General features: G+C 72.6%; 14 protein-coding genes. 9 read left to right on the top strand and 5 right to left on the bottom strand.

What is annotated here, in order from left to right:
- Positions 1-88 precede the first annotated feature (88 nt).
- Positions 89-1159 (top strand): LacI family DNA-binding transcriptional regulator, encoded by a 1071-nt coding sequence (locus tag M4D82_RS01730; RefSeq protein ID WP_249764292.1) that lies wholly within the window; start codon positions 89-91, stop codon positions 1157-1159.
- Here M4D82_RS01730 and M4D82_RS01725 read toward each other — a convergent pair.
- Genes M4D82_RS01725 through M4D82_RS01715 form a run of 3 tightly spaced genes read right to left on the bottom strand, consistent with a single transcriptional unit; the run spans position 1143 to position 4692 of the window.
- Entirely contained in the window at positions 1143-1853 is a 711-nt protein-coding gene (locus tag M4D82_RS01725; protein ID WP_249764291.1) for a sulfite exporter TauE/SafE family protein, read from the bottom strand. The two genes, M4D82_RS01730 and M4D82_RS01725, sit on opposite strands and share 17 nt — an antisense overlap.
- Positions 1850-3259: an amidohydrolase family protein gene (locus tag M4D82_RS01720; RefSeq protein ID WP_249764290.1), complete on the bottom strand. Its 1410-nt coding sequence runs from the start codon at positions 3257-3259 to the stop codon at positions 1850-1852. The genes M4D82_RS01725 and M4D82_RS01720 overlap by 4 nt, the downstream gene beginning before the upstream one ends.
- Positions 3256-4692 (bottom strand): uracil-xanthine permease family protein, encoded by a 1437-nt coding sequence (locus M4D82_RS01715; RefSeq protein ID WP_249764289.1) that lies wholly within the window; start codon positions 4690-4692, stop codon positions 3256-3258. The genes M4D82_RS01720 and M4D82_RS01715 overlap by 4 nt, the downstream gene beginning before the upstream one ends.
- A gap of 285 nt (positions 4693-4977) precedes the next feature.
- Here M4D82_RS01715 and M4D82_RS01710 point away from each other — a divergent pair, with 285 nt between their 5' ends.
- Positions 4978-6192: a tetratricopeptide repeat protein gene (locus tag M4D82_RS01710; protein WP_249764288.1), complete on the top strand. Its 1215-nt coding sequence runs from the start codon at positions 4978-4980 to the stop codon at positions 6190-6192.
- A gap of 66 nt (positions 6193-6258) precedes the next feature.
- A complete protein-coding gene (locus tag M4D82_RS01705; RefSeq protein WP_249764287.1) occupies positions 6259-7929 on the top strand; it encodes an SEL1-like repeat protein in 1671 nt (556 codons plus the stop codon).
- A 113-nt stretch (positions 7930-8042) separates the two neighbouring features.
- Here M4D82_RS01705 and M4D82_RS01700 read toward each other — a convergent pair whose 3' ends face one another.
- Positions 8043-8558, bottom strand: a complete 516-nt coding sequence (locus tag M4D82_RS01700; RefSeq protein ID WP_249764286.1) for a GNAT family N-acetyltransferase — start codon at positions 8556-8558, stop codon at positions 8043-8045.
- A gap of 69 nt (positions 8559-8627) precedes the next feature.
- Complete coding sequence (locus M4D82_RS01695) at positions 8628-9890, bottom strand: ATP-grasp domain-containing protein (protein ID WP_249764285.1); 1263 nt, start codon at positions 9888-9890, stop codon at positions 8628-8630.
- A gap of 204 nt (positions 9891-10094) precedes the next feature.
- On the opposite strand from M4D82_RS01695, the gene M4D82_RS01690 reads away from it, so the two are divergent.
- The 6 genes from M4D82_RS01690 to sbnA all read left to right on the top strand — a co-directional run bounded on the left by M4D82_RS01690 (position 10095) and on the right by sbnA (position 22683).
- Positions 10095-11387 carry an MFS transporter gene (locus M4D82_RS01690; protein ID WP_249764284.1) on the top strand — a complete coding sequence of 431 codons (1293 nt, stop codon included), beginning with the start codon at positions 10095-10097 and terminating at the stop codon, positions 11385-11387.
- Positions 11388-11639: 252 nt separating this feature from the next.
- On the top strand, positions 11640-11843 hold the full coding sequence (locus M4D82_RS01685) for an MbtH family protein (protein WP_249764283.1): 204 nt from the start codon (positions 11640-11642) through the stop codon (positions 11841-11843).
- Positions 11837-12805 (top strand): ornithine carbamoyltransferase, encoded by a 969-nt coding sequence (locus tag M4D82_RS01680; protein WP_249764282.1) that lies wholly within the window; start codon positions 11837-11839, stop codon positions 12803-12805. The genes M4D82_RS01685 and M4D82_RS01680 overlap by 7 nt, the downstream gene beginning before the upstream one ends.
- A 203-nt stretch (positions 12806-13008) precedes the next feature.
- Complete coding sequence (locus tag M4D82_RS01675) at positions 13009-16287, top strand: amino acid adenylation domain-containing protein (protein WP_249764281.1); 3279 nt, start codon at positions 13009-13011, stop codon at positions 16285-16287.
- Positions 16277-21706, top strand: coding sequence for a non-ribosomal peptide synthetase (locus M4D82_RS01670; protein ID WP_249764280.1), 5430 nt, complete (start codon positions 16277-16279; stop codon positions 21704-21706). Before M4D82_RS01675 ends, M4D82_RS01670 begins: the two co-directional genes overlap by 11 nt.
- Entirely contained in the window at positions 21703-22683 is a 981-nt protein-coding gene (sbnA, locus tag M4D82_RS01665; protein ID WP_249764279.1) for a 2,3-diaminopropionate biosynthesis protein SbnA, read from the top strand. Before M4D82_RS01670 ends, sbnA begins: the two co-directional genes overlap by 4 nt.
- Positions 22684-22741: the final 58 nt, after the last annotated feature.

Below are 22741 nucleotides of genomic sequence, written 5' to 3'. Positions count from 1 at the left end.
GCGGGAGGGAGGGGGTCGGCGGGGCGGGGACGCGTCGGGGAAGATGGCGGGGTCAGCCGTTGTCCAGACGTTGGGAGTGTGCGCGTCGATGACGCCGTCCGATCCGGTGCCCAAGCCTCCGACGATCGCCGATGTGGCACGGGTCGCCGGGGTGTCGCGCACGACGGTTTCGCATGCGCTCAACGGGCTCGGGAAGGTGGATCCGCGGACGCGGGAGCGGATCAAGCAGGTCGCCGCCGAGCTGGGGTACCGGCCGAACCTGCGCGCGCAGCGGTTGCGGCGGGGGCAGGCCAAGGCGATCGCGCTGGCCTCGTCGATGCCCTTCGCCGTCGCCGGTGGCACGTCGCGGCTCGGGTTCTACATGGAGGTCGCCGCCGCCGCCGCCGAGAGCGCGCTGGTGCACGGCTACGCGCTCGTGCTGGTGCCGCCCGTACGGTCCGGGTCCGGGCTGCACTCCGTCGACATCGACGGAGCCATCGTCGTCGAACCGGACGTGGACGATCCGGCGGTCGCGTTGCTGAGGGAGCGCGGGTTGCCGTACGTGGCGCTCGGGCGGCCCGTGTCGCCGCGGGAGGAGGCCCCGTACGTGGACCTGCGCGGCGGGCCCGTGACCGAGATGCTGCTCGCGCACCTGCGGGAGCAGGGTGCGCGGCGGCCGGCGCTGCTCATCGGGTCCGGCGGGCGGCACTCCTCCGTCGACGCGCGCGAGGCGTACGAGCGCACCGCCGCGCGGTACGGGTGGGAGCCGATCGTGGCGACCGCGTCCGAGGCGGGCGGAGAACGGGCCGGCTACGAACGGTGCGCGGCGCTGCTGGCGGAGCATCCCGGGATCGACGCCGTGTGCGCGCTGGTGGACGTGTTCGCGGTGGGGGCGGTCCGGGCGATCCGGGAGAGCGGACGCTCCGTACCGGATGACGTCATGGTCGTCACCCGGTACGACGGGCTGCGCGCCCGGACCTGTGATCCGCTGCTGACCGCCGTCGACCTGCACCTGGACCGGGCGGCGGCCGACGCGGTGGAGCTGCTGCTGGGGCGGTTGCGGGGCGGGGCGGCGGCCACCGTGTCGGTGGCCACGCCGCCCGCGCCGCGGTTGGTGGTGCGGGCGTCTTCGCTGCGGGTCGCCCCGCCGCTGACACCTCCCGTCACACCCCCAGCATGAGGACGAGGCCGGAGACCAGGGCGAACACCAGGACGAACAGTCGCATCCGGCGGGCGTCGAGCCGGTGGTGGACCAGGCGGCTCAGCCACGCCCCGGCGGCCATCGCCGGCAGGAGCAGGGCCGCCCAGCCGAGATCCTGGACGTGGCCCTCGCCCGTCGCGAACAGCAGTAGGAGCGAGGCCACTTCGCCGACGAGGAAACAGAGCGCGACGGTCGCGCGGAGCTCGGCGGGCGGCCGGTGCTGGTACACGAGGGCGAGCGGGGGGCCGCCCACGCCGGTCGCGGTCTCCGTCAGCCCGGTCACCGCGCCCGCCCCGACGTAGGCGAGCCGCCCGGGGGTGAAGGCGGGTGCGGCGAGGCTCACCACCGCCGCCAGGACGGTGGCGATGCCGACGAACAGGCCGATGCTGCGGTCCGGGATCAGCCAGAGCAACGCGAGCCCGCCGGGGGTGGCGGCGAGTCTGGCGGCGCTGATCCAGCCGGCGCCCCGCAGGTCCAGGGCGGCCCGCTCGCGCCAGGCGACGTACAGGTTCAGCGGGATCATCGACGCCAGCACGAACACGGGAAGCAGGCCCGGGTCGAGGATCCCGGCGACCGGCGCCACGATCAGGGCGAAGCCGAGGCCGCTGCTGCCCTGGACGAAGGCGGCCACGGCGACCGTGACGGCGAGGACGATGAGGGTGGTGGGGCTCATCGCGCGGTGCCGCGTTCGCGGGCGGCGGTGGAGGTGCGGTGGACCCGGGTGATGGGGGCCCGCTCCACCGCGGCGCGGGCGAGGACGGTGGCCTGCCCGACGAGGGCGGGGCCGTCCCAGCCGGTGGGCAGGCCGCGCCACAGGCGCAGGCGACCCGCGACGAACACGGCGCTGATCTGGTCGCGGTTGCCGCGTCGTACGAGCTCCCAGGGGAGGTCCCAGGACAGGGCGAGTTCGGGAGTGGTGACGTCGACGAGGAGGAAGTCGGCGGCCAGGCCCGTGGCGATCGTGCCGGTACGGGCGCCGAGGCCCACCGCGTCGGCGCCGCCCCGCGTGGCGTGTTCGAGCCAGGTCCAGCCGGCGCCGCAGGAGGAGTCGCCGGTGGCGAGGCCGTACGCGAGGCGTTGGGCGAACTCGGCCGCCTCGGAGAGCCGGAAGCCGTCGCCGCGCGTGCCGTCGGTGCCGAGACCGAAGCGGATGCCGCGTTCGGCCATGGTGGTGGCCGGGGCGACGGCGTTGCCCTTCCAGGCGCTGGCCACGGGGTTGTAGCTGACGGCGGTGCCGGTGTCGGCGAGCAGGGTCAGCTCGCGGGGGGTGAGCAGGGTGGCGTGTGCGGCGAGCAGTTGGGGGCCGAGGACGCCGAGGTGGTGCAGGTGCTCCAGGGGGCGCAGACCGTGTCGCACGAGGGAGCGTTCGACGCCGGCCAGGTGTTCGTTGACGTGGATCTGGACGGTCGCTCCGGCTTCGGCGGCGAGACGGGCGGTGCGCTGGAGGGTGGCGGTGGTGGCGGCCTCGGGGATGGAGACGGCCAGGGAGGCGTGGACGAGGGCGTCGCCCTCGTAGCGGGCCAGGTGCTTCTCCGCGCGTTCCGCGGTGGAGGGACGGCGATGGCCGGGGTCGGTGCCGTCGGGCAGTGCGTCGTCGCAGATCAGGCCCAGTACGCAGCGGATGCCGGCGTCGCGGGCGGCGGAGGCCACCACGTCGACGTCCACGCCGGTGCGGTTGCCCGCGTCGGTGACGGTGGTGAAGCCGCCGCGCAGCGCTTCGAGCGCCGCCAGCTTGGCCGCCGTGTACGCCGATTCCTCGTCCAGCGCGCCTTCCAGCGGTACCCATACCCGGCGGAAGATCTCCGACGGCTCCCCGTAGGCGAGGGCCGAGCCGAAGGTCTGGGTGAGGTGGTGGTGCGCGTCGACGAAGCCGGGCATCAGGAGGTGTCCGGGGAGCCGTACGGGGTCGAGGTGGGGGTGCGTGTGCTGGACTTCCTCCGCGTCGCCGACGGCGAGGAAGGAGCCTTCGGCGACGACGACCGCCATGCCTTCGGCCGGCCCTTCGGGCAGCAGGACGGCGTCCGGTACGAGGAGGAACGGGCCGGGCCCGTCGAGGAGGTCACGGATGAGCTGGTTCATCGGTCGGTGTTGTCGCTTTCCGTACGGGCGGCGGCCACGCGCGCGGTGACGGCCGGCCGGATGTGGTGGAAGAGGACGTTGAGCACGGCGGCGACGAACGCGCCGACGGCGACACCGCTTTCCAGGAGGATGCGGAGGTTCGGCGGGAAGCCCGCGTAGACCCCGGGGATGAGGATGGGCAGCAGGCCGAGCGCGAGGGCGACGGCGCAGACGAAGGTGTTGGTGTGCTGGTCGAGACCGGAGCGACCGAGCATCTGCACGCCGAGGACGGTGATGACGGCGAAGACGACCATGGCGGTGCCGCCTATGACCGCGGAGGGGATGACGCTGATGGCGTGGGTGACGGGCGCGAGGAAGCCGATGACGATGAGGACGCCGCCGGCGGCGGCGGTGACGTAGCGGCTGCGTACGCCGGTGACGCGGACGATCCCGATGTTCTCGCCGCTCGTCACCATGAGCGGCAGGCCGAAGAACCCGCCGGCGAGGGAGGTGAGGGCGTCGCCGCGGATGGTCTGGGGGACGGCCGTGCGCCGGTCGATGTCCTTGCCGACGGCCTCGGCGTTGATGACGGTCTGGCCGGTGGCCTCGGCCATGGAGGCGAGGCTGTAGAGCATCAGGGGCAGCGCGGCGAGCAGGTTGAACTGGGGTGAGCCGAAGGGCAGCGGCTGCGGCATGCCGAGGAGGTCGTGGCCGGCCGCGTTCGAGAAGTCCACGGCGCCGAGGGCGACGGCTAGGGCGGTACCGGCGAGCAGGCCCAGCATGACGGCGAGTTGGCGCAGGATGCCGCTGGACAGCAGGTAGAAGACCACGGTGAAGCCGATGGTGGCCATGCCGAGCCCCAGGTTCATGGGGTCGGCGAAGCCGGGTTGTCCGGGGCGGCCGGTGACGAGGACGGCGCCGACCTTCACCAGGTTGACGCCGACGATGACGATCATCGTGCCGATGACGAGGGCGGGGAAGAAGGTCAACAGCCGGGAGAAGACGGGGAGGACGACGAAGTAGAAGGCGGCGGTGAGGATGACCGCGCCGGTGGCGGTGCGCAGGCCGTGCTGTTCGGCGATGGCGATGAAGAGGATGAGCGGCGCGCCGCCCGGGAGCATCACGAAGGGGAGGCGGGGGCCGAACTTCCAGGGTCCGAGCGACTGGATCAGGGATCCGATGCCGGAGAGGACGAAGGCGGCGGAGAGGAGGTTGACGGTCAGGGCCGGGCTGAGGCGGAGGGTGGCGCTCATCAGGAAGATCGCCGAGATGGGGGTGGCGGCCATGACGAGGACGTGCTGGACGCCGAAGAGCAGGATCCGGCCGATGGGGCGGGACTCGTCCACGGGATGGACGGCCTGGTCGGTGGGAGCGCTGTCGGCCTCGGCGGGGGCGGGCGGTTCCGTCGTGGGTGGCTGTGGCGTACCGGGGAGGGTGTGGCGGGGACTTGACACGTTCGAGCTCCGATCGGCGTTCGACACGCTTGGGTTCAGCCGCGATCCGGCCCTGGACGGAGAGCCAAATCGATTTGGCCAAATCGATTTGGCCGTCAGTATGTGAGGGCTCGGAAGTGCCGTCAAGGGTTCTGACGTCAGGTGTGATAGTCGGAAGCTCGCGAGGTGCGGGCATTTCACGAGGGGGGACAGCGATGCTGCCGGAGGCGATGACGACGTTGGCGGCCAGTGGCGCGGGGGCTCTGGTGGCAGCCATGGCCACCGATGTCTGGCAGGGAGCTCGTGGTGGGCACGCTGTCCCACCTGGACCAACACGATGAGGCGGCGAACGCCCTCGAACAGGCGGTCACGGTGCTGCGCCCGCTGGTGGAGCACACCCCGTCCGCTCACCTGCTCGACCTGGCGGACGTACTGGCCCGGCTCGGCGGCGAGCTCGCGGCCCGGGGCCGTCCGGCGGACGCCCTGAGCGCCACGGAGGAAGCCGTCGCCATCCACCGGCGCGAAATGGGCAACTCCTTCACCCATCTGGCCGGGCTCGCCGACGCACTGCGTCTGCTCAGCCTGCGCCTGTCCGCGTCGGATCGCCGGGACCAGGCGGTCGAGGCCGCGACGGAGGCGGTCACCGTCGGCTGGGCACTGGCGCACCACGATCCGGCGGCCCACCTCCCGGCCCTGGCCCGGAACCTGGCCGGCCGCGGGCGCCTCATGTGGTGCCTGGGGCGACTCTCGGAGGCGGAGACCGACCTACGGCGGGCCGTGGACGTACGGCGCACGGCCGCGCGGCACGACCCGGCGGGACGGCAACTCCCGCTCGCCGAGGCTCTGGAGGACCTGGCAGGCGTACTCGGGGACCTCGGCCGGTCGCAGGAGGCAAGGCCCGCCGCCGAGGAGGCCACCGCGATCCGACGGCAGGCCCTCCGGCAGCACCCGACCCACCCGCCCCAGCCGCCCCGCCCGCCCCGACCCGCGGCCCCACCGGCGACCGCGGGGCCGGCGCCGCACCGGGCGCCCGGCCCCGTCGACGCCGTACTGGTTCTGGAGACGGCCGTCAGCGTTCACCGTCGGCTGGTGGAGCAGAACCCGGCCGCCCACCAACCCACCCTCGCCGTCGCCCTGTTCAACCTGGCGCAACGCCATTTCTCCGAAGGTCGGCCCGAGGAGGCCGTCGACCGGATCGGCGAGGCCGTCGAGCTGTACCGACGGCTGACCCGAGACGACGCCGGCCACCTGCCCACGCTCGCACAGGCATTGAACGCACAAGGCTCGGTGCTGTACGCCCTGAAACGCTACGCGTCCGCCCTGATCCCCATCGAGGAGGCCGGTCAGATCCACCGCGGGCTCGCCCGGACCGATCCCGACACCTACCGGGCTCCGCTCGCGTCGTCACTGGGCCGGATCGGCCTCGTGCTCCATGACATGGGTCGCGTCGACCGCGCCCAGGAGATCCTGTCGGAGGCGGCGGCCCTACGCCGCCTGCTACCGCCGAGCGCGCCCTCCTGAGCGCGGGCTCGTACGGCAAGAACCGTCGGATGGCCGGTTCTTGGTGCCGCCTGGCACGATGTGATCATGACGCAGGACATACAGGCCCACGGAGAGGCACTCGTCGCCGCCGCCCGCGCCGGCGAAACCAGGACCGCCCGCCGGCACACCGACTTCTTCGTGCTGGGCAAGCACGTGGACGAAGGCATCCCGTACTGGGAGCAGGCCGTGGCGGCCGGCGACGCCTTCTCGCATTACACCCTCGCCCGGTACCGGAAGATCCGGGGTGATCGGCAGGCGGCGGCCACGCTCTACCGGGCCGTCGCCGAACGGGACGCCGCGTGCGCGTACGGACTCGGCGTACTCCTCCACGAGGACGGTGATCCGGAGGCCGCCGACTGGTTCCGCCGGGGCTGGGAGCAGGGACGCCACCTCGACTGCAAGATCGAGCTCGGCAAGCTGCTCGCGGCCGAGGGCCGAGTCGACGAGGCGGCGAAGTTCCTGATGAGCGACATCGAGCTGGGCGACATCGCGGTCTTCCGCTGGGCGCAGCTCTTCGAGTCGATCCGCGAGGACTTCGACCGCGTCGCGGCAGGGCTCGACGCCGCCGAGGCGGACGGGGACGGGGACGCCGCCGCCGAGGCGCTGCGCCCGCTCTTCGACCTGGAAAAGCACTTCCGCACCTACCCGGGCCTGACGACCGAAGCCGCCGGCTACTACCGCAGGGCTTCCGCGCTCAGTGCCTCCGCCCGCGTGGACCACGCCGTGTTCCTGGAGGAGACCGGAGGCGAGGCGTCCTGGCCCGAGGCCCGCGCCCTGCTGCGCCAGGCCCACGACGAGGGCTACGAAGGCGCCGCGTACGTACTCGGCGTCCTGCACGAGCAGCGCGGCGACCTCGACGACGCCGAGCACTGGTACGGCCTCGCGGCCGCCCACGGGCATCAGCCCGCCCAGTGGAACCTCGGGCTCCTGTGCAAGCGGCAGCGGCGGTACGAGGAGGCCGAACGCTGGTTCCGGGAGGTCGGCGAGGACGACGAGGACGTGGTCGAGCAGCTCGCCCGGATCGCCGCGATCCGAGCGGCCGGCGGAGTCGCCCCCGGCAAGGACCTGCGTCGGCTGCCGCAGCTGCGGGAGCGGGCCGAGGCGGGCGACGTGCACGCCTCGTACGCGTACGGCAAGATCCTCGGCGACTGGGCCGGCGCGGGCGATCGCCACCTGGTCCGCTGGATCGAACCCGCCGCTCTGGCCGGAGACCCGCAGGCGGCGTACGACCTCGCGGAACTGTACGGCGCGCTGCGCAGGCCGACCCTGCGCGACCGGTGGCACCGGACGGCCGCCGAGGCGGGCCACCACGACGCGTGCAACGAGATGGGGTGGCTCTCCGAGTACCACCGCGACTACCAGGAGGCCGAGCGCTGGTACGTGCGCGCGGCCGGTGACGGGTCCCCGCTGCACGCCATGCTCGCGGGCAAACTGAAGGCCCAGCGTGGCGCGTACGCCGAGGCGGAACCGTTTCTCCGCGTGGCCTGGGAGCGAGGCGCCGCCGCCGCGTACAGGACGGAGGCCGCCGGGTACTACGGACTCGTCCTGCACCGGCTGGGCCGCCTCACGGAAGCGGTCGAGCCCCTGCGGACCGCCGCCTCACGCTGGGAGGACGACGTGCGCTCCCGCTACAGCCGGGACGACCTGGACGTCCTGTCCCGGATGGCCGATCCGGCGAAGGAACTGGCGCAGGTGGAGGCGGCCCTGACGGCGTGACGCCACCGGCGGCGGTCCGCCCGACAGGGCGTCGTTCCCGCCGAGGGCCGCTCACCCCCCGCGCCGGGTCGTGGGAACGGTGGACGCTACGTGGGCAGATGCACGATCGCCAGTCACGTCACCACCTCACCCCCCTGCGGCGGCCAGTGGAGGGCGTAGTACTTGAGCTGTTCGTCCTCCCCGACCGCTTCCATGCCGACCGCCGCCATCACGCGCTGCGAGGCGACGTTGGCCCGGTCCGTGTCGCCGACGACCTGCCTGACCCCGTGTGTGCGGGCGAAGTCCAGCAGGGCGCGCAGGGCCTCCGTCGCGTAACCGCGACCCTGGGCGGAGGGGGCGAGGCCGTATCCGATGGTGACCGTGCCGTTCTCGTCGGGCGGCCCGTGGAAGCCGAGGCCGCCGATGGCCTCGCCGTCCTCCCGCCGGCGGATCTCGTAGGGGCCGAACGGCTGCGGGTCGCCCCGCAGGGCGCAGGTGTCGAGGTGGCGCCGGGCCCCCGCGATATCGGCGGCGGTGGGATAGTCACGGGCCCATCGACCGTGCTCCCGCGGCTCGCCCCGCGCCAGGGATTCCGCTTCCCGGACGCTGAGCGGGTGAAGCACGAGCCGCTGGGTGACGAGATCTTCCATGGGGCTGGAGTACCACCGCCCGCGCCGCCGCCGCAACGGGGTTCTTCCCCCGGTGGATACGCGCGCGGATCAGATGAGTTCGGTCCGAGCGGCGGCGACGCGTGTGACGAAGGACAGGGCGTCGATCGCCTCCCTGGCCGCCGCGAGGGCCTCTTCGGCGGTGTCGGCGTGCGCCCGCGCCCACGCGAGCCGGGAGAAGCTGTTCTGCAGGCCCGCCAGCTCGGCGCCCGGAGCGGCGAGGATGTGCAGCTTGACGTGCTCAGGGCGCACGGCGTCGGCGTCGGCGCCGGACACCTCGACGAGGGTGCCCTCGGCAGGGGCGCCGGCGAACCAGATGGCTTCCGTCCGCCGCGCCCGGTCCGGGTCGCCCAGGGTCGCCCGGATCTCCGGGAGCACCTTCTCGCCGAGGACCTGGCGCAGCTGCGATTCGATGAGGTCGACGCCCGTCGCGTCCGTCACCATGTTCCACAGCTCGTCGCCGCCGGTGCGCAGATGCGTCTCGATGATGCGCGGTCCGCGCTCGGTGAGGATGACCTCGGTGTGGGTGGGCCCGAACTCGACGCCCAGCGCCTCCAGGCTCGCGACCACGTGCCGCTCGATCGCCGCCGTCTGCTCCGCGTCCAGCGGGGCGGGCATCACGTGTCCCAGTTCGACCAGGCTGACCGGGTCGGAGTACTTGCGGGTGATGGTGACCACGACGTGCGCGCCCTGCTCGGAGAAGGCCTCCACGCTGAACTGGGGCCCGACGAGGAACTCCTCGACGGTGGCCCGGGTGCCCGCGCCCGCCGTGCCGGCCCGCTCCAGGGCGGCCTCGGCCTGCGCCGGCTCGTGGAGGATCGACACGCCCCTGCTGGCCGCGCCGGTGAGCGGCTTGACGACGCAGGGGTAGCCGTGCCGGTCGGCGAACGCGATCAGGTCCGCGGCGTTCTCGACGACGGCGGAGGACGTGGCCTCGACGCCGGTCTCGGCGAGTCGTCGGCGCATGGCGTACTTGTCCATGACGATCTCGACGGTCTCGGGGCGGTGCGTGTCGAGTCCGAGGGCCTGTGCCACGGCGGCGGCCTGCGGCCGGCAGTCGTCGTAGAACGAGCCGATGCGGGTGACCGGATCGACGGCGTGGACGGCGCGGGCGAGCGCGAGCCACTCCTCCTCGGAGGCGTCGGGGCGCAGGACGAGAACGCGGGTGTGGTCCGCGGTGTCGTCCATCTTCTCAAGGTGTTCGGGTAGGCACATGACGGAGGTCGTGACCTTCCGCCCGGCCCCCACCCCGAACGCGCGCATGCGGGCCGGTATGTCGTAGCCGACGCCGAACACCAGCACATGCTCCGTCACGGCAGTCCCTCTCGTTGGCGGGCATCCTGGATGAGCACAAACATGGATCATCGCAGGAGCAACTTCTTTCCGGATCAAGCTAGTTCATATCTCAACCGGCCATCGCAAGGTGAGTTCGCGCCAAGGTGAGGGCCGAGATGCCGCTGTTGGCCGATGTAGTGCACAGCTATCGTCTGGTGGCCATTCGGGCCGCTGAGGAGTGACGTGATCAAAACTCTCATACCCCCACCCGGACCGCCCCGCAGGCTGGCCCTCGCCCAACTGGTCTGCCGCACCGGTGACGGGGCGTACTACATCTGCGCGGCGCTGTTCTTCACCCGGATCGCGGGCCTGTCGCCCGTGCAGATGGGCCTCGGCCTCACCGTCGCCTGGTCGCTGGCGCTGGTGGCGAGCGTTCCGCTCGGCCACGTCGCGGACCGCAAGGGGCCGCGCGGCACCGCCGTCGTCCTGTTCGTCGGCGCGGGACTGGCCGTCTCCTCCTACCTGTTCGTGTCCTCCTTCACCGCGTTCCTCGTCAGCGCCTGCGTCTACGCGGTGTGTCAGCGCGGCGGCTCGGCCGCCCAGCAGGCGCTGCTGGCGGGGCTGACACCGAAGGACCAGGTGACGCGGGTCCGCGCCCATGTGCAGGCCGGCTACAACGCGGGGCTCGCGGTGGGCGCCGGGCTCGGCGGCATCGCGCTGCTCTTCGACCGGCGCGAGGCGTACTACGCCGTCTTCGTCGTGAACGCGCTGGCCTTCCTCGTGGCGGCGCTCGTACTGGGCCGGCTGCCCGCCGTGGCCCCGCAGGCCGCGCAGGCCCCGCAGGCCCCGCAGGCCGCGCCGGACGCCGCGTCGGGTTCGGCCGGCGCGTCGTCGGTGTTCAAGGACCGGCCGTACATCGTGTTGAGCGTGCTCAACACGATGTTGCTGCTGCACATTCCGCTCGTGGACATCGCCCTGCCGCTGTGGATCAGCAAGCACACCGTGGCGCCCACCTGGCTGCTCTCCTTGATGTTCATGCTCAACACCGTGGCCGTGGTGCTCTTCCAGGTGAGGATCTCGAAGGGGGTGACGGGGCTGGAGAGCGCGAGCCGTTACGTCTTCCTCGGCAGCGTCCTCCTCGCGGTGGGCTGCGTCGTCTTCGCCTTCACCGGGTCGAGCGAGTCCGTGTGGGTGGCGGGTGGCCTGCTGCTGATCGCCGTGGCCGTCCAGGCCGTGGGCGAGATGATGCAGGCGGCGGGGAGCTGGGAACTCAGCTTCGGCCTGGCCCCGGAGGGCAAACACGGCCAGTACCAGGCGTTCTTCGGCAACGGCACGACCGTGGCCGAGATGATCGGACCGTTGGCCCTGACGGGACTGATCGTCTACTGGGGTGCGCCGGGCTGGATCCTGCTGGGCGGCCTGTTCGTCGCCGCCGCCGCCGCGTTGCGTCCGGTGGTCCGCTGGGGCGCGCGCCTGCGGGCGGCGGAATCCGCCCCGGCGCGCGTCACCACACCCGGCGGCAGCGCCACCACGTGACCGCACCACGGGTGAATCCCCGCTCCACGCGGCTTCGTGATCTGCGCCACATCGCGTTCACGTTGCGTCCGGGTTTCCTGTCCGTAACACCCCTCCTGTCCACGATCTTCAACACCCTCTGTCAGCGACCGGTGATGACCGAACTCTTATGAAAGTGCCAATTCCGTTCGCCGAAGGTACCGTTCGAGACAGCCTCGTGAGAGTCTCTGTTTGTCCTCTACAAATTGGTGATCCCAGTTCCCGGAGAGAAACATGAACGACGAACGGCGCTACCGCGTCGTCATGAATGCCGAAGAGCAGTACTCGATGTGGCCCACCGAGCTGGACGTTCCGCCGGGGTGGCGGTCCGAGCCGTTCGAGGGCACACGCGACGAGTGCGCGGCGTGGGTCGACGCGGTGTGGACGGACATGCGACCGGCCGGCCTGCGCCGCCGCATGGAGGAGAGCGCATGCTGAACGACGGGGACGGCGGCAACGCCGAGGCGCCCTTATCCGCGGTACGACACCTCATCTCCACCAACGACCTCGACGACCGCGAACTGACCGCCCTCGTCACGAGAGCCGCGGAGTTCGCGGACGGACGGGTGCGCTCGGGTGAGCAACTGGCCGGTCTGGTGGCCGGCATCCACTTCCTGAAGACCTCCACCCGCACCAGGACGTCCTTCTCCGCCGCCGCGCTGCGACTCGGTGCGAAGATCATCTCCTTCGGTCCCGACGACCTCCAGACGAACACCGGCGAGACGCTGGAGGACACCGCCGAAGTCCTCTCCCGCATGCTCGACGTCCTGGTGGTCCGCTCCGCCGGGGACCCCGCCGACCTCCGCGCCCTGGCAGCCCAGCCCCGGATGTCCGTGGTCAACGCCATGACCGCCGACGAACATCCCACCCAGGCCGTCGCCGACCTGGCCACCCTGCTGAGCCACTTCGGCCGCATCGAGGGCCTGCGCATCTGCTACCTGGGCGAGGGCAACAACACGGCCGCCGCCCTCGCGCTGACGCTCAGCCGCTTCAAGGGCGTCCACCTCGAACTGCGCACGCCACCCGGCTACGGTCTGGATCCCGCGATCCGCGCACGCGCCGAGGCCAACGCGGCGGCCTCCGGAGCGCGGGTCGAGGAATCGCACTCCATGGACACCCCGCCCGAGGGCTTCGACGTCTTCTACACCACCAGATGGCAGACGACCGGCACGAGCAAGCCCGATCCCGACTGGCGTCGTGTCTTCGCCCCGTTCCAGGTCACCGCCGCACTGTGGGACCACAGCCCGCAGGCGGTCTTCCTGCACGACCTGCCCGCGCACCGAGGCGAGGACGTGACCGCCGAGGTCCTCGACGGTCCGCGCAGTCTGGCCTTCGATCAGGCCGAGAACAAAATGTACGCGGCGATGGCCGTTCTGGAGTGGTGCGCGGGTCGACGCTGACCACCCTCCCTTCGACACACCGATACGACGGGTCAGCGGACACAACGCATAGGGCGGAGAGCCGCCGGGAATTCACCCGGCAGCGGCTCCTCCTTCGTCGTGCCCGGAATTCTCCGTCATCACATTCGGGTCTTCACCATTCCTTTGCCCGGCGAACACCGAAAACGTCGAGGTGTCGCCGGTTGAGTACGGGGGAAACGTACATGGCCACGCATTTGGACGCCGGGCACACCCGTGTCCCGGCGGAATGGAACGAAACCGCCCGTCCCGGGCTCGTCACCACCCTGCCGGCACTGTTCGAGGCGCAGGCGCTGCGCACACCGGACCACACCGCGGTCGTGTACGACACGACCTCCCTCACCTACAGCGAACTCAACGAGGCCGCCAACCGCCTCGCGCGGCTCCTGCTGTCCCGAGGAGCCGGGCCCGAGCGGCTGGTGGCCCTGGCCCTGCCACGCTCGGCGAGGACGGTCGTCGCGATCCTCGCCGTCGTGAAGGCCGGCGCGGCCTGGATCCCCGTCGATCCGGAGCATCCGGCGGCCCGGATCAACGACGTCCTGGACGCCTCGCGGCCGCTGCTCGTCCTGACGGCCGGCGACCCCGCGACGACACTGCCCGGCGTGGTGCCGCCCGAGGGGACGGCCACCCTGGACCTGGACGCCCCGGACCTCGTCGAACTGCTCGCGCGCCAAGAGGCGTACGACCCGGACGACGCCGAGCGGCCCGGACCGCTGCTCCCGGACCACCCCGCGTACGTGATCTTCACGTCCGGGTCGACCGGCAAGCCCAAGGGCGTGCTGATGACCCACCGAGGGCTCGGCAGCCTGGCCGCCGACCACGTCGAGCGCTTCGGGATCACCGCCGGCGACGGCGTGCTCCAGTTCGCCTCCTTCAACTTCGACTGCTCCGTCGGCGACCTGGTCATGGCGCTCTCGTCCGGGGCGGCCCTCGTCATCCGCCCGCACGACTGCCTGTCCGGGCACCAGCTGGGTGAGTTGATCCGGCGGACGTCGGCCACCCACGTGACGATCCCTCCGCAGGTGCTCGGCGCGCTGCCGCCGGCCGAGCACCCCACCCTGAAGTCGATCGCCACCGCAGGCGACGTCCTCACCGCCGATCTCGTCGCCCGATGGGCGCCCGGCCGCCGGATGTTCAACGCCTACGGCCCCACCGAGACGACCGTGGACTCGGTGGCGGTCGAGGTCACGGCCGGCGTCACGACGGCGCCCCCGATCGGCGCCCCGATCCTGAACACCCGTGTGTACGTCCTGGACGAGGATCTGCGGGAGGTCCCGGTCGGCGCCGTCGGGGAACTGTTCATCGCGGGACCGGGGCTCGCGCGCGGCTACCTGGGTCGCCCAGGGCTGACGGCCGGACAGTTCGTGCCCTGCCCGTACGGCGAGCCGGGCGAGCGGATGTACCGGACCGGTGACCTCGCGCGATGGCGGACGGACGGCAACCTCGACTTCCTGGGCCGCGTCGACGAGCAGGTCAAGATCCGGGGATTCCGGGTCGAGCCCGGCGAGGTCGAGACGGCGCTCGGCCGCCATCCGGCGGTCGCGTCGAGCGTGGTGATCGCGCGGGAGGACACACCGGGCAACAAGCGGCTCGTCGCCTACGTCGTCCCGCGCGCGGGCGCCTGCGCCGACCCGGCCGAGCTGCGCCGCCACGTGGCCGCCGATCTGCCCGACTACTACGTACCGGCCGCGGTCGTCCTCCTGGAATCCCTCCCGCTCAACGCCAACGGCAAGCTGGACCGCAAGGCCCTGCCGGCTCCCGAACCGTCCGCGCCGACAGGGGGGACGGCTCCGCGGACCCCGGCCGAAGAACTGCTGTGCGGCCTCTTCGCGGACGTGCTCGGGCTCGAACGGGTCGGCGTCGACGACGGGTTCTTCGACCTCGGCGGTGACAGCGTCATGGCGATCCGGCTGGCGGCCGGCGCCCACCGGGCCGGCTGGGTGTTGGAGCCGGCGGACATCTTCGCCCATCAACGGGTCGAAGCGCTCGCTCCCTTGCTGGAACCCGTCGCCCGGTCCGCCTCCGCCGCCGAGGCACCGGGGGAGAACCTCGGCCCCGTGCCGCCCACAACTCCCCTGCTCCGACTCGGAACGCGGAAGCGGGAATGGCAGTACACCGTCGTGCCCGCCCCGGCGGAACCCCGAAGCCGGTACCTCGCACAGGCCCTGCAGGCGGTGCTCGACCACCACGACGCCCTGCGGTCGCGACAACTGCCGGACGGGAGCCTGTGGGTACGGCCGCCGGGCTCCGTCGACGCCGCCGAACTCCTGCGCGAGGTCGACCTCTCGGGCCTGGACGCCGCCCGGTCGCAGACCGCCCTCCTGGAGGCGGCGGCCGAAGCGGCGAAAGCCGCCGACGCCGGCGGCCAAGCCGGCGGCGACGACGGCGACGACGGGCCGTGGCTCCTCGCCGTCCAAGGCCACGCCGACGGCGCGGCGGGCCCGCTGCTCCTGATGGTCCGCCGGCTGGTCGCGGACCCGGAGTCCTGGCGGATCCTGCTACGGGACCTGGGTGCGGCCCACGCCGCACTCGCCCACGGCGAGCCGATCTCCCTCCCTCCCGTCACCACCTCGTACCGCCGATGGGCCCTGCACCGGACGGCGGACGGGACCGACGCCGCCACGCCGGCCGAGACCGGCGAACGCGCCCGGACCCCGGCCGTGCACCGACCGCCGTTCCCGGCCACCGCGGCGGGCGAGGACGGCGCGGCCGGCGCGGCCGGCGAGCTGACCGTGGCCGTGCCGTCCGACCTGGCGGGGCCGCTGCTCTCCACCGTGCCCGAGGCATTCAACGCCGATCCCCGGGACGTGCTGCTGACCGGCCTCGCGCTGGCCGTCGGCCAGTGGCGCGCACGCCACGACGCGCAGGCGGCCGGCGCCCTGCTGCTGGACGTCGAGGACGACGGCCGCCGGCCCTTCGCCCCCGGCGTCGACCTCTCCCACACCGTCGGCGCCTTGGCGGACGCCGCGCCGCTCGTGGTGGACGCGGGACTCCCCTCCTGGGAGGAGGTGCGCACGGGCGGACCGGCGGTCGGCGAAGCCCTCAAACGCGTCAAGGAGCAGATCCGCGCCGTCCCCGGCCACGGAGCCGGCCCCACACCGCCGCCGCACATCGCCTTCGTCCAGCGCGGTCCGTTCGCGGACGAGCCGTGGGAAGGCGCCGCGGCCCGCGTGGCCCCGTACGGAACCGGCGGCGCCACGACGCACGCCCTGGAGGTCACGGCGATCGCGACCGGGCCCCTCGCCCAGCCCCGGATCACGGCCACCTGGGCGTGGGCGGCCGGCCGGATCGGCGAAGCGGCCGTCCGCGAGCTGGCCGACCTGTGGTGCGCCGCGCTCGGTGGCCTCGTCGCACACACCGGGAAGCCGGGCTCGGGCGGCCCCACGCCGTCCGATCTGACGCTTCTCTCCCTGAGCCAGGACGAAATCGACGATCTTGCGAGTGAGTGGGCCAATGACTACTGACACCTCCGCTGACAAAGCCGCCCTGACCGACATCCTCCCGCTCGCACCGCTGCAGGAGGGCATGCTCTTCCACTCCCTCTACGACAAGCAGTCGGTCGACGTCTACATGCCGCAGATGGTGATCGAGCTGGAGGGCGAGGTGGACGCCGCGAGGATGCGCACGGCGATCGCCGCGCTCTTCGAGCGCCACGCCAACCTGCGGGCATGCTTCCGGACGCGGACCCGCAAGGGCGCCCCGGTGCAGCTGATCCCCGCGCGGGTGGACGTCCTGCTGCGGGACTTCGATTTCCACGACCTGCCCGAGGCCGAGCGCGACGCGCGGATCGCCCGGCTGATGGCCGAGGACCAGGTGGACCGGTTCGACCTGGCCCGTCCGCCGCTGCTGCGCTTCATGCTGATCCGGCACGCGGAGCGCGGCGGGCGCCTGGTGATGACCCATCACCACATCCTGCTCGACGGCTGGTCCATACCGCTGCTGATCAGCGAACTGATGACGCTGTACCGGCAGGACGGGGACGCGTCCGGGCTCCCGCCCGCGGTCCCGTACAAGAACTACCTGACGTGGCTCGCCGGACACGACCGGGACGCCGCGCGCGGCGCCTGGAAGGAGGCGCTCGCCGGGCTCGACGAGGGCACGCTCGTGGTGCCGCCGCGCGCCGGCCGCCTGCCGAGCATGCCCGCGACGGTCGAGCGCGCTCTCGGCGTCGAGGTGACGGAGCGGCTGACCCGGCGCCTCCGCGCGCACGGCCTCACCCTGAACACCGCCGTCCAGGGCGCCTGGGCCATGGCCCTCGCCCGGCTCACCGGACGCGAGGACATCGTGTTCGGTGTGACGGTGTCGGGACGGCCGGCCGAAATCCCGGGTGTCGAGCGGATGATCGGACTCCTGATCAACACCCTGCCGGCCCGGCTGCGGGTACGGCCGCACGCACCGCTGGTCGAACTGCTCGGGGCGCTCCAGAGCGATCAGGGGCGGCTGCTCCCGCACCAGAACCTGGGCCTGACCGACATCCAGCAGGAGGCCGGCGCCGGCACGCTGTTCGACACGCTGATGGTCTTCCAGAACTACCCCACCGAACCGGAGACCGAGCACGCCGACGGGCAGGGCGGCGACCAGGGCGGTGACCGCGGCGGCGACCGGGACGACGCGGGTCGGGTCCGTGTCGCCGACGCCTACAGCATCGACGCCACGCACTATCCGCTCGGGCTGACGGTCTTCCCCGGCGCCTCCCTCACCCTGCGGCTCGACCACCAGGAAGACGTCGTCGACCGGGACACCGCAGAGCGCCTGCTCGGCTGGCTGGTGCGCGTCGTCGAGGCGGTCGCCGACGACCCCGGGCAGTCGTTGTCCGCCGTCGACGTGCTGGGTCGCGAAGAGCGCGAACGCGTACTGGAACGGTTCAACGACACGACCCGCCCCGTCCCGCGCACCACCCTGGTGGAGCTGTTCGAGGCCCGGGCGGCGCTGACCCCCGACGCCGTCGCCACCGTCGCCTCGGGTACGGAACTGACCTTCGCGGAGCTGGACGGGCGGGCCAACCGACTCGCCCGCCTGCTCGTCGAGCGCGGGGCCGGCCCCGAGCGACTGGTGGGGCTCGCCCTGCCCCGGTCGACGGACCTGGTGGTCGCGGTGCTGGCGGTACTGAAGTCCGGCGCGGCGTACGTACCGATCGACCCCGACTACCCGGCCGCCCGGATCGCGCACCTGGTGACCGACGCGGACCCCGTGCTGGTCCTCGCGACCGGCGCGACCGCCGGGGCACTGCCCGAGGGCGTGCCCTTGCTGCTGCTGGACGACGACGCCTCGGCGTCCGCCCTTGCCGCACTGTCGGACGAGAACCTGCGCGACGAGGAGCGGACCGCGCCGCTGGACCCGGAGAACCTGGCGTGGGTCATCTACACCTCGGGGTCCACGGGAGTGCCGAAGGGAGTGGGGGTCCAGCACCGGAGCGCGGTGAACCTCTTCCACGACCACCGGGCCGAGCTCTACCGGCCGCAGACGGCGCGGGCGGGCAGGGAGAGGTTCCGGGTGGCGCTCGCCGCGTCGATCTCCTTCGACGCCTCGGTGGCCGGGCTGCTGTGGATGCTGGACGGGCACGAACTGCACGTGCTCGACGACGAGAGCCGGTACGACCCCGTCCTGTTCCTGGACTACGTGACGAGGGCCCGTATCGACGTGGTCGACGTGACGCCGTCGTTCGCCGAGCAACTGGTCGAGGCCGGGCTGCTGACCGGCCCGGCCCGCCCCGCGGTACTGGTGGTCGGCGGCGAGGCGATGCGGGAACCGCTGCGGGCCGAGCTGGCCGGCGCGGAGGGCCTGGCCGCGTACGACTTCTACGGTCCGACCGAGTACACGGTCGACGCCGTGTACCACCGCCTGGCGGACCGCCGGGAGGGGGAGGCGCCGCGGATCATCGGGGACCCGGTGTGGAACACGCGTGCGTACGTCCTGGACGCGTCCCTTACCCCGACCCCCAGCGGCGTCGTGGGCGAGCTGTTCCTCGCCGGTGACGGGCTCGCCCGGGGCTACCTGGGCCGTCCCGGCCTCACCGCGGAGCGGTTCCTGCCCTGCCCGTTCGGGGCTCCCGGAGAGCGGATGTACCGCACGGGCGACCTCGTGCGGCGGCTGGACGACGGGAAGTTGGAGTACATCGGCCGGGCCGACGACCAGGTGAAGATCCGGGGCTTCCGCGTCGAGCTCGGCGAGATCGAGTCCGTCGTGCAGCGGCACCCGGCCGTGGCCCGCGGCGCGGTGGTCACCCGCGAGGACCGGCTGGGCGGCCTCCAGGTCGTCGCCTACGTCGTGCCGGCCGCCGAAGGCGCGGACGGCACTGCCGGCGATGGCGCCGCGCGTGCCGATGTCGGGCGACAGAGCTCCGACGAAGCCTCCATGACCGGCCGTCAACTCGCCGAATGGCTTGAGGTCCACGAGTCGATCGACGTCGAGGAATCACGCGACATCCCCTTCGGCGAGGACTTCGGCGGCTGGGACTCCAGCTACACCGGCGATCCCATCCCCCTGGAGGAGATGCGCCAGTGGCGCGCCGAGGTGGTCCGCCGGATCCTTGAGACCGGGCCGTCCCGCGTGCTGGAGATCGGCGTCGGCTCGGGCCTCCTGCTGGCGAAGGTGGTGGACTTCGTCGACGAGTACGCGGGCATCGACCTTTCCCCCACGGCGATCTTGCTGCTGGAGGCCCACATCCGCCGGGAGGGCCTCACCGACAAGGTTCGGCTGCGCAGCCAACCCGCGCACGTCACGGACGGACTGCCCGCCGGACACTACGACACCGTGGTGATCAACTCCGTGGCGCAGTACTTCCCCAACGGCGCCTACCTGCGGCGGGTCATCGAGCAGGCCATGGGCCTGCTGGTGCCCGGCGGCCGGATCTTCATCGGTGACGTGCGCCGGGCCCGGACCCTGCGCGCCTTCCACACGGCGATCCAGGCGGGCCGCGCCGAGAACGGTCCGCGGGAAACCGGGGCCCTGGCCACGGCGGTCGAGCGCGCCACGCTCCTGGAGCGCGAACTGGTCGTCGAGCCCGACTTCTTCACCACGCTGGCCGCCGAGAGCGGCGGGACGATCGGCGCGGTCGACATCCGGCTCAAGCAGGGCGCCCCGCACAACGAGCTGACCCGCCACCGTTACGAGGTGGTGCTCCACAAGGCACCCGTGACGGCGCAGTCCTACGCCGCCCTGCCGGAACTCGCCTGGGGCGCCGCCGAGGGCCTCACCGACCTCGGCGCCCTCGACGCGCGCCTCCGGGAACAGGACGGCCCCGTACGCCTCACCGGGATCCCCAACGCCCGCCTCACCGGTGAGGTCGCCGCGGCCGAGGCCCTGGCCAAGGGAGCGCCGCTCGCCGACGTGCGGGCGCTGTCGGCACACGTTCCCGGCCACGCGGTGGACCCCGAGGCGCTGCACGCCTGGGGCCGCGAAGGCGGACGTACGGTGCACACCACCTGGTCACCGGGCGCCATCGACGCGTTCGACGCCGTCGTGCTGCCGACCGGTACGTACCCGCCGACGCGAGAGGTCGCCGGGGAGCGGGAGGCCCCGGAGGCGGTCGGCCGCGCGGACGTTCCGACACTGCCCCTGGCCGACGTGTACCTCCCGCCCGCCACCGGCCGGCCCTGGCAGGCGGCCGTCAACGATCCGACGCGGGCCCGCCGTACCGGGGAACTCGCGGTATCGCTGCGCCGCCATGTCGCGCGGTCGCTGCCGGACCACATGGTGCCGAGCGCCGTCGTCGTACTGGACAGCCTGCCCCTGACCCCGAACGGGAAGCTGGACCGCAAGGCCCTGCCCGCCCCGGACCTGGGGGGAGACAGCGCCGGCAGGGAGCCCCGCACCGAGCGGGAGACGACCCTGTGCGGCCTGTTCGCCGAGGTCCTCGGCATCGAGCGGGTCCGCATCGACGACAGCTTCTTCGACCTCGGCGGCAACTCCCTGCTGGCGATCCGGCTGGCGTCGCGCATCCGCGCGGTGCTGGACGTGGAACTGCCGGTCCGCGCGCTCTTCGAGGCGCCGACCGTCGCGGCCCTCGGTCCCAAGCTGGGGGTGGAGGACCTGGAGGCGGGGCTCGGCGTACTGCTGCCCCTGCGCTCGACGGGCAGCCGCCCGCCGCTCTTCTGCGTCCACCCGGCGGGCGGACTGGCCTGGCCCTACGCGCGGCTCGTCCAGATGATCGACGCCGACCGGCCGCTCTACGGCATCCAGGCCCGCGGGATCACCCGCCCCGACCTGGCGCCGCGCAGCACGGCCGAGATGGCCGCGGACTACGTCGAGCAGATCCGCTCGGTGCAGCCGGAAGGCCCCTACCATCTGCTCGGCTGGTCGTGGGGCGGCCGCATCGCCCACGAGGTCGCGGTGCGACTGCGCCGGCAGGGCCAGGAGGTCGCCCTGCTGGCGGTCATGGACGCGCACCCGGAGGCCGCCGAAGGGGCGCGGGCCGGCGAGGAGGAGTTCGTCTCGTACATCCTCTACGAACTCGGGCTCGACCAGACCGTTCTGGGGACGGAGGGGCCGCCGACCTTCGACCGGCTGCGCGCCGTGCTCGCCGACAGCGGCTCGCCGTTGGCCTCGGTGGTCGCCGAGAGCGGCTCCGCCCTCTCCGGCCTGGACGAGACCACGCTCCGGGCCCTCTTCGAGGTGTACCGCAACGCGGCCGGCATCGGATCGGAACCGCCCGCCGCCCCCTTCGACGGTGATCTGCTGTTCTTCACCGCGGGCTCGGAGCCCGGGGCGGCCACGCTCGCGGAGCGCTGGCGTCCGTACGTGAACCGGATCGAGAACCACGACGTCGACTGCGCCCATCTGGACATGGCGGACCCGGAGCCGCTGTCCCGGATCGCGGCCGTCGTCGAGAAGCACCTCGCCGCGGCCGCCGCGGGCACGGGCCAGGGAGGACGTCGGTCATGATCTACGAGCGTGCGGCAGACATCGTCCTGGACGACGTGTTCCTGCACTTACCCGGCTTCGTCGACGACGCCCGGGTCTTCCTCAAGTTGGAGGGGCTGAACCCGGCGGGTTCCGTCAAGCTCAAGACGGCCTTGGCGCTGGTCGAGGACGCCGAGAAGAGCGGTGCGCTGAGGCCGGGGTCCCGTGTCATCGAGTCCTCGTCCGGCAACCTCGGCGTCGCCCTCGCCGTCGTGTGCGCCGCCAAGGGGTACCCGCTGACCGTGGTGAGCGACCCCCACGCGACACGGCAGTCGATCCGGATGATGGAGAGCCTGGGCGCCGAGGTGGTCGAGGTCACCCAGCGGGACGCCAACGGCGGCTACCTGCAGACCAGGATCGAGCACATCCGCCGGCGGCTCACCGAGCAGGCGGACCTGGTCTGGCTCAACCAGTACGCCAACCCGGCGAACGCGAGCGCCCACCGCGACTGGACCGCCAGGGCGCTCCACGAAGGTCTCGGTCACATCGACGCCCTGTTCATCGGGGCGGGTACGACCGGGACGCTGATGGGATGCGTCGAGTACTTCGCACGCCACAGCCCGCACACCCGGATCATCGCGGTGGACTCCGTCGGGTCGGTCACCTTCGGACGGGCGGCGCCGCGCTTCATCCCGGGACTGGGCAGCAGCCGGCGGCCGGAGATCTACCGCGACACCGGCGCCTTCGACAAGGTGCTGATCGAGGAGGCCGACGCCATCACGATGTGCCGGCTCGTCGCCGCCCGCTACGGGCTGCTGCCGGGCGGCTCGACCGGGACGGTCCTGGCCGCCGTGCGGCAGCTCGGACCGGCGCTGCCGTCGGGAGCGCGGATCGCCGCGATCTCCCCCGACATGGGCGACAAGTACCTGGACACCGTCTACTCCGACCCCTGGGTCGCCGACCGGTACACCGAGTACGCCGAGCTGGCCTCGCTGGACACCACCCTGTCGGCGCGGTGACCGGTCGCCCCGCCCGTTTCCGCCCCCAAGACGAATCAAGGAACAGGAACACAGAACC

The organism is Streptomyces sp. RerS4 (assembly GCF_023515955.1).
Taxonomy (GTDB): domain Bacteria; phylum Actinomycetota; class Actinomycetes; order Streptomycetales; family Streptomycetaceae; genus Streptomyces.
This window is presented reverse-complemented; position numbering and strand designations above follow the sequence as displayed.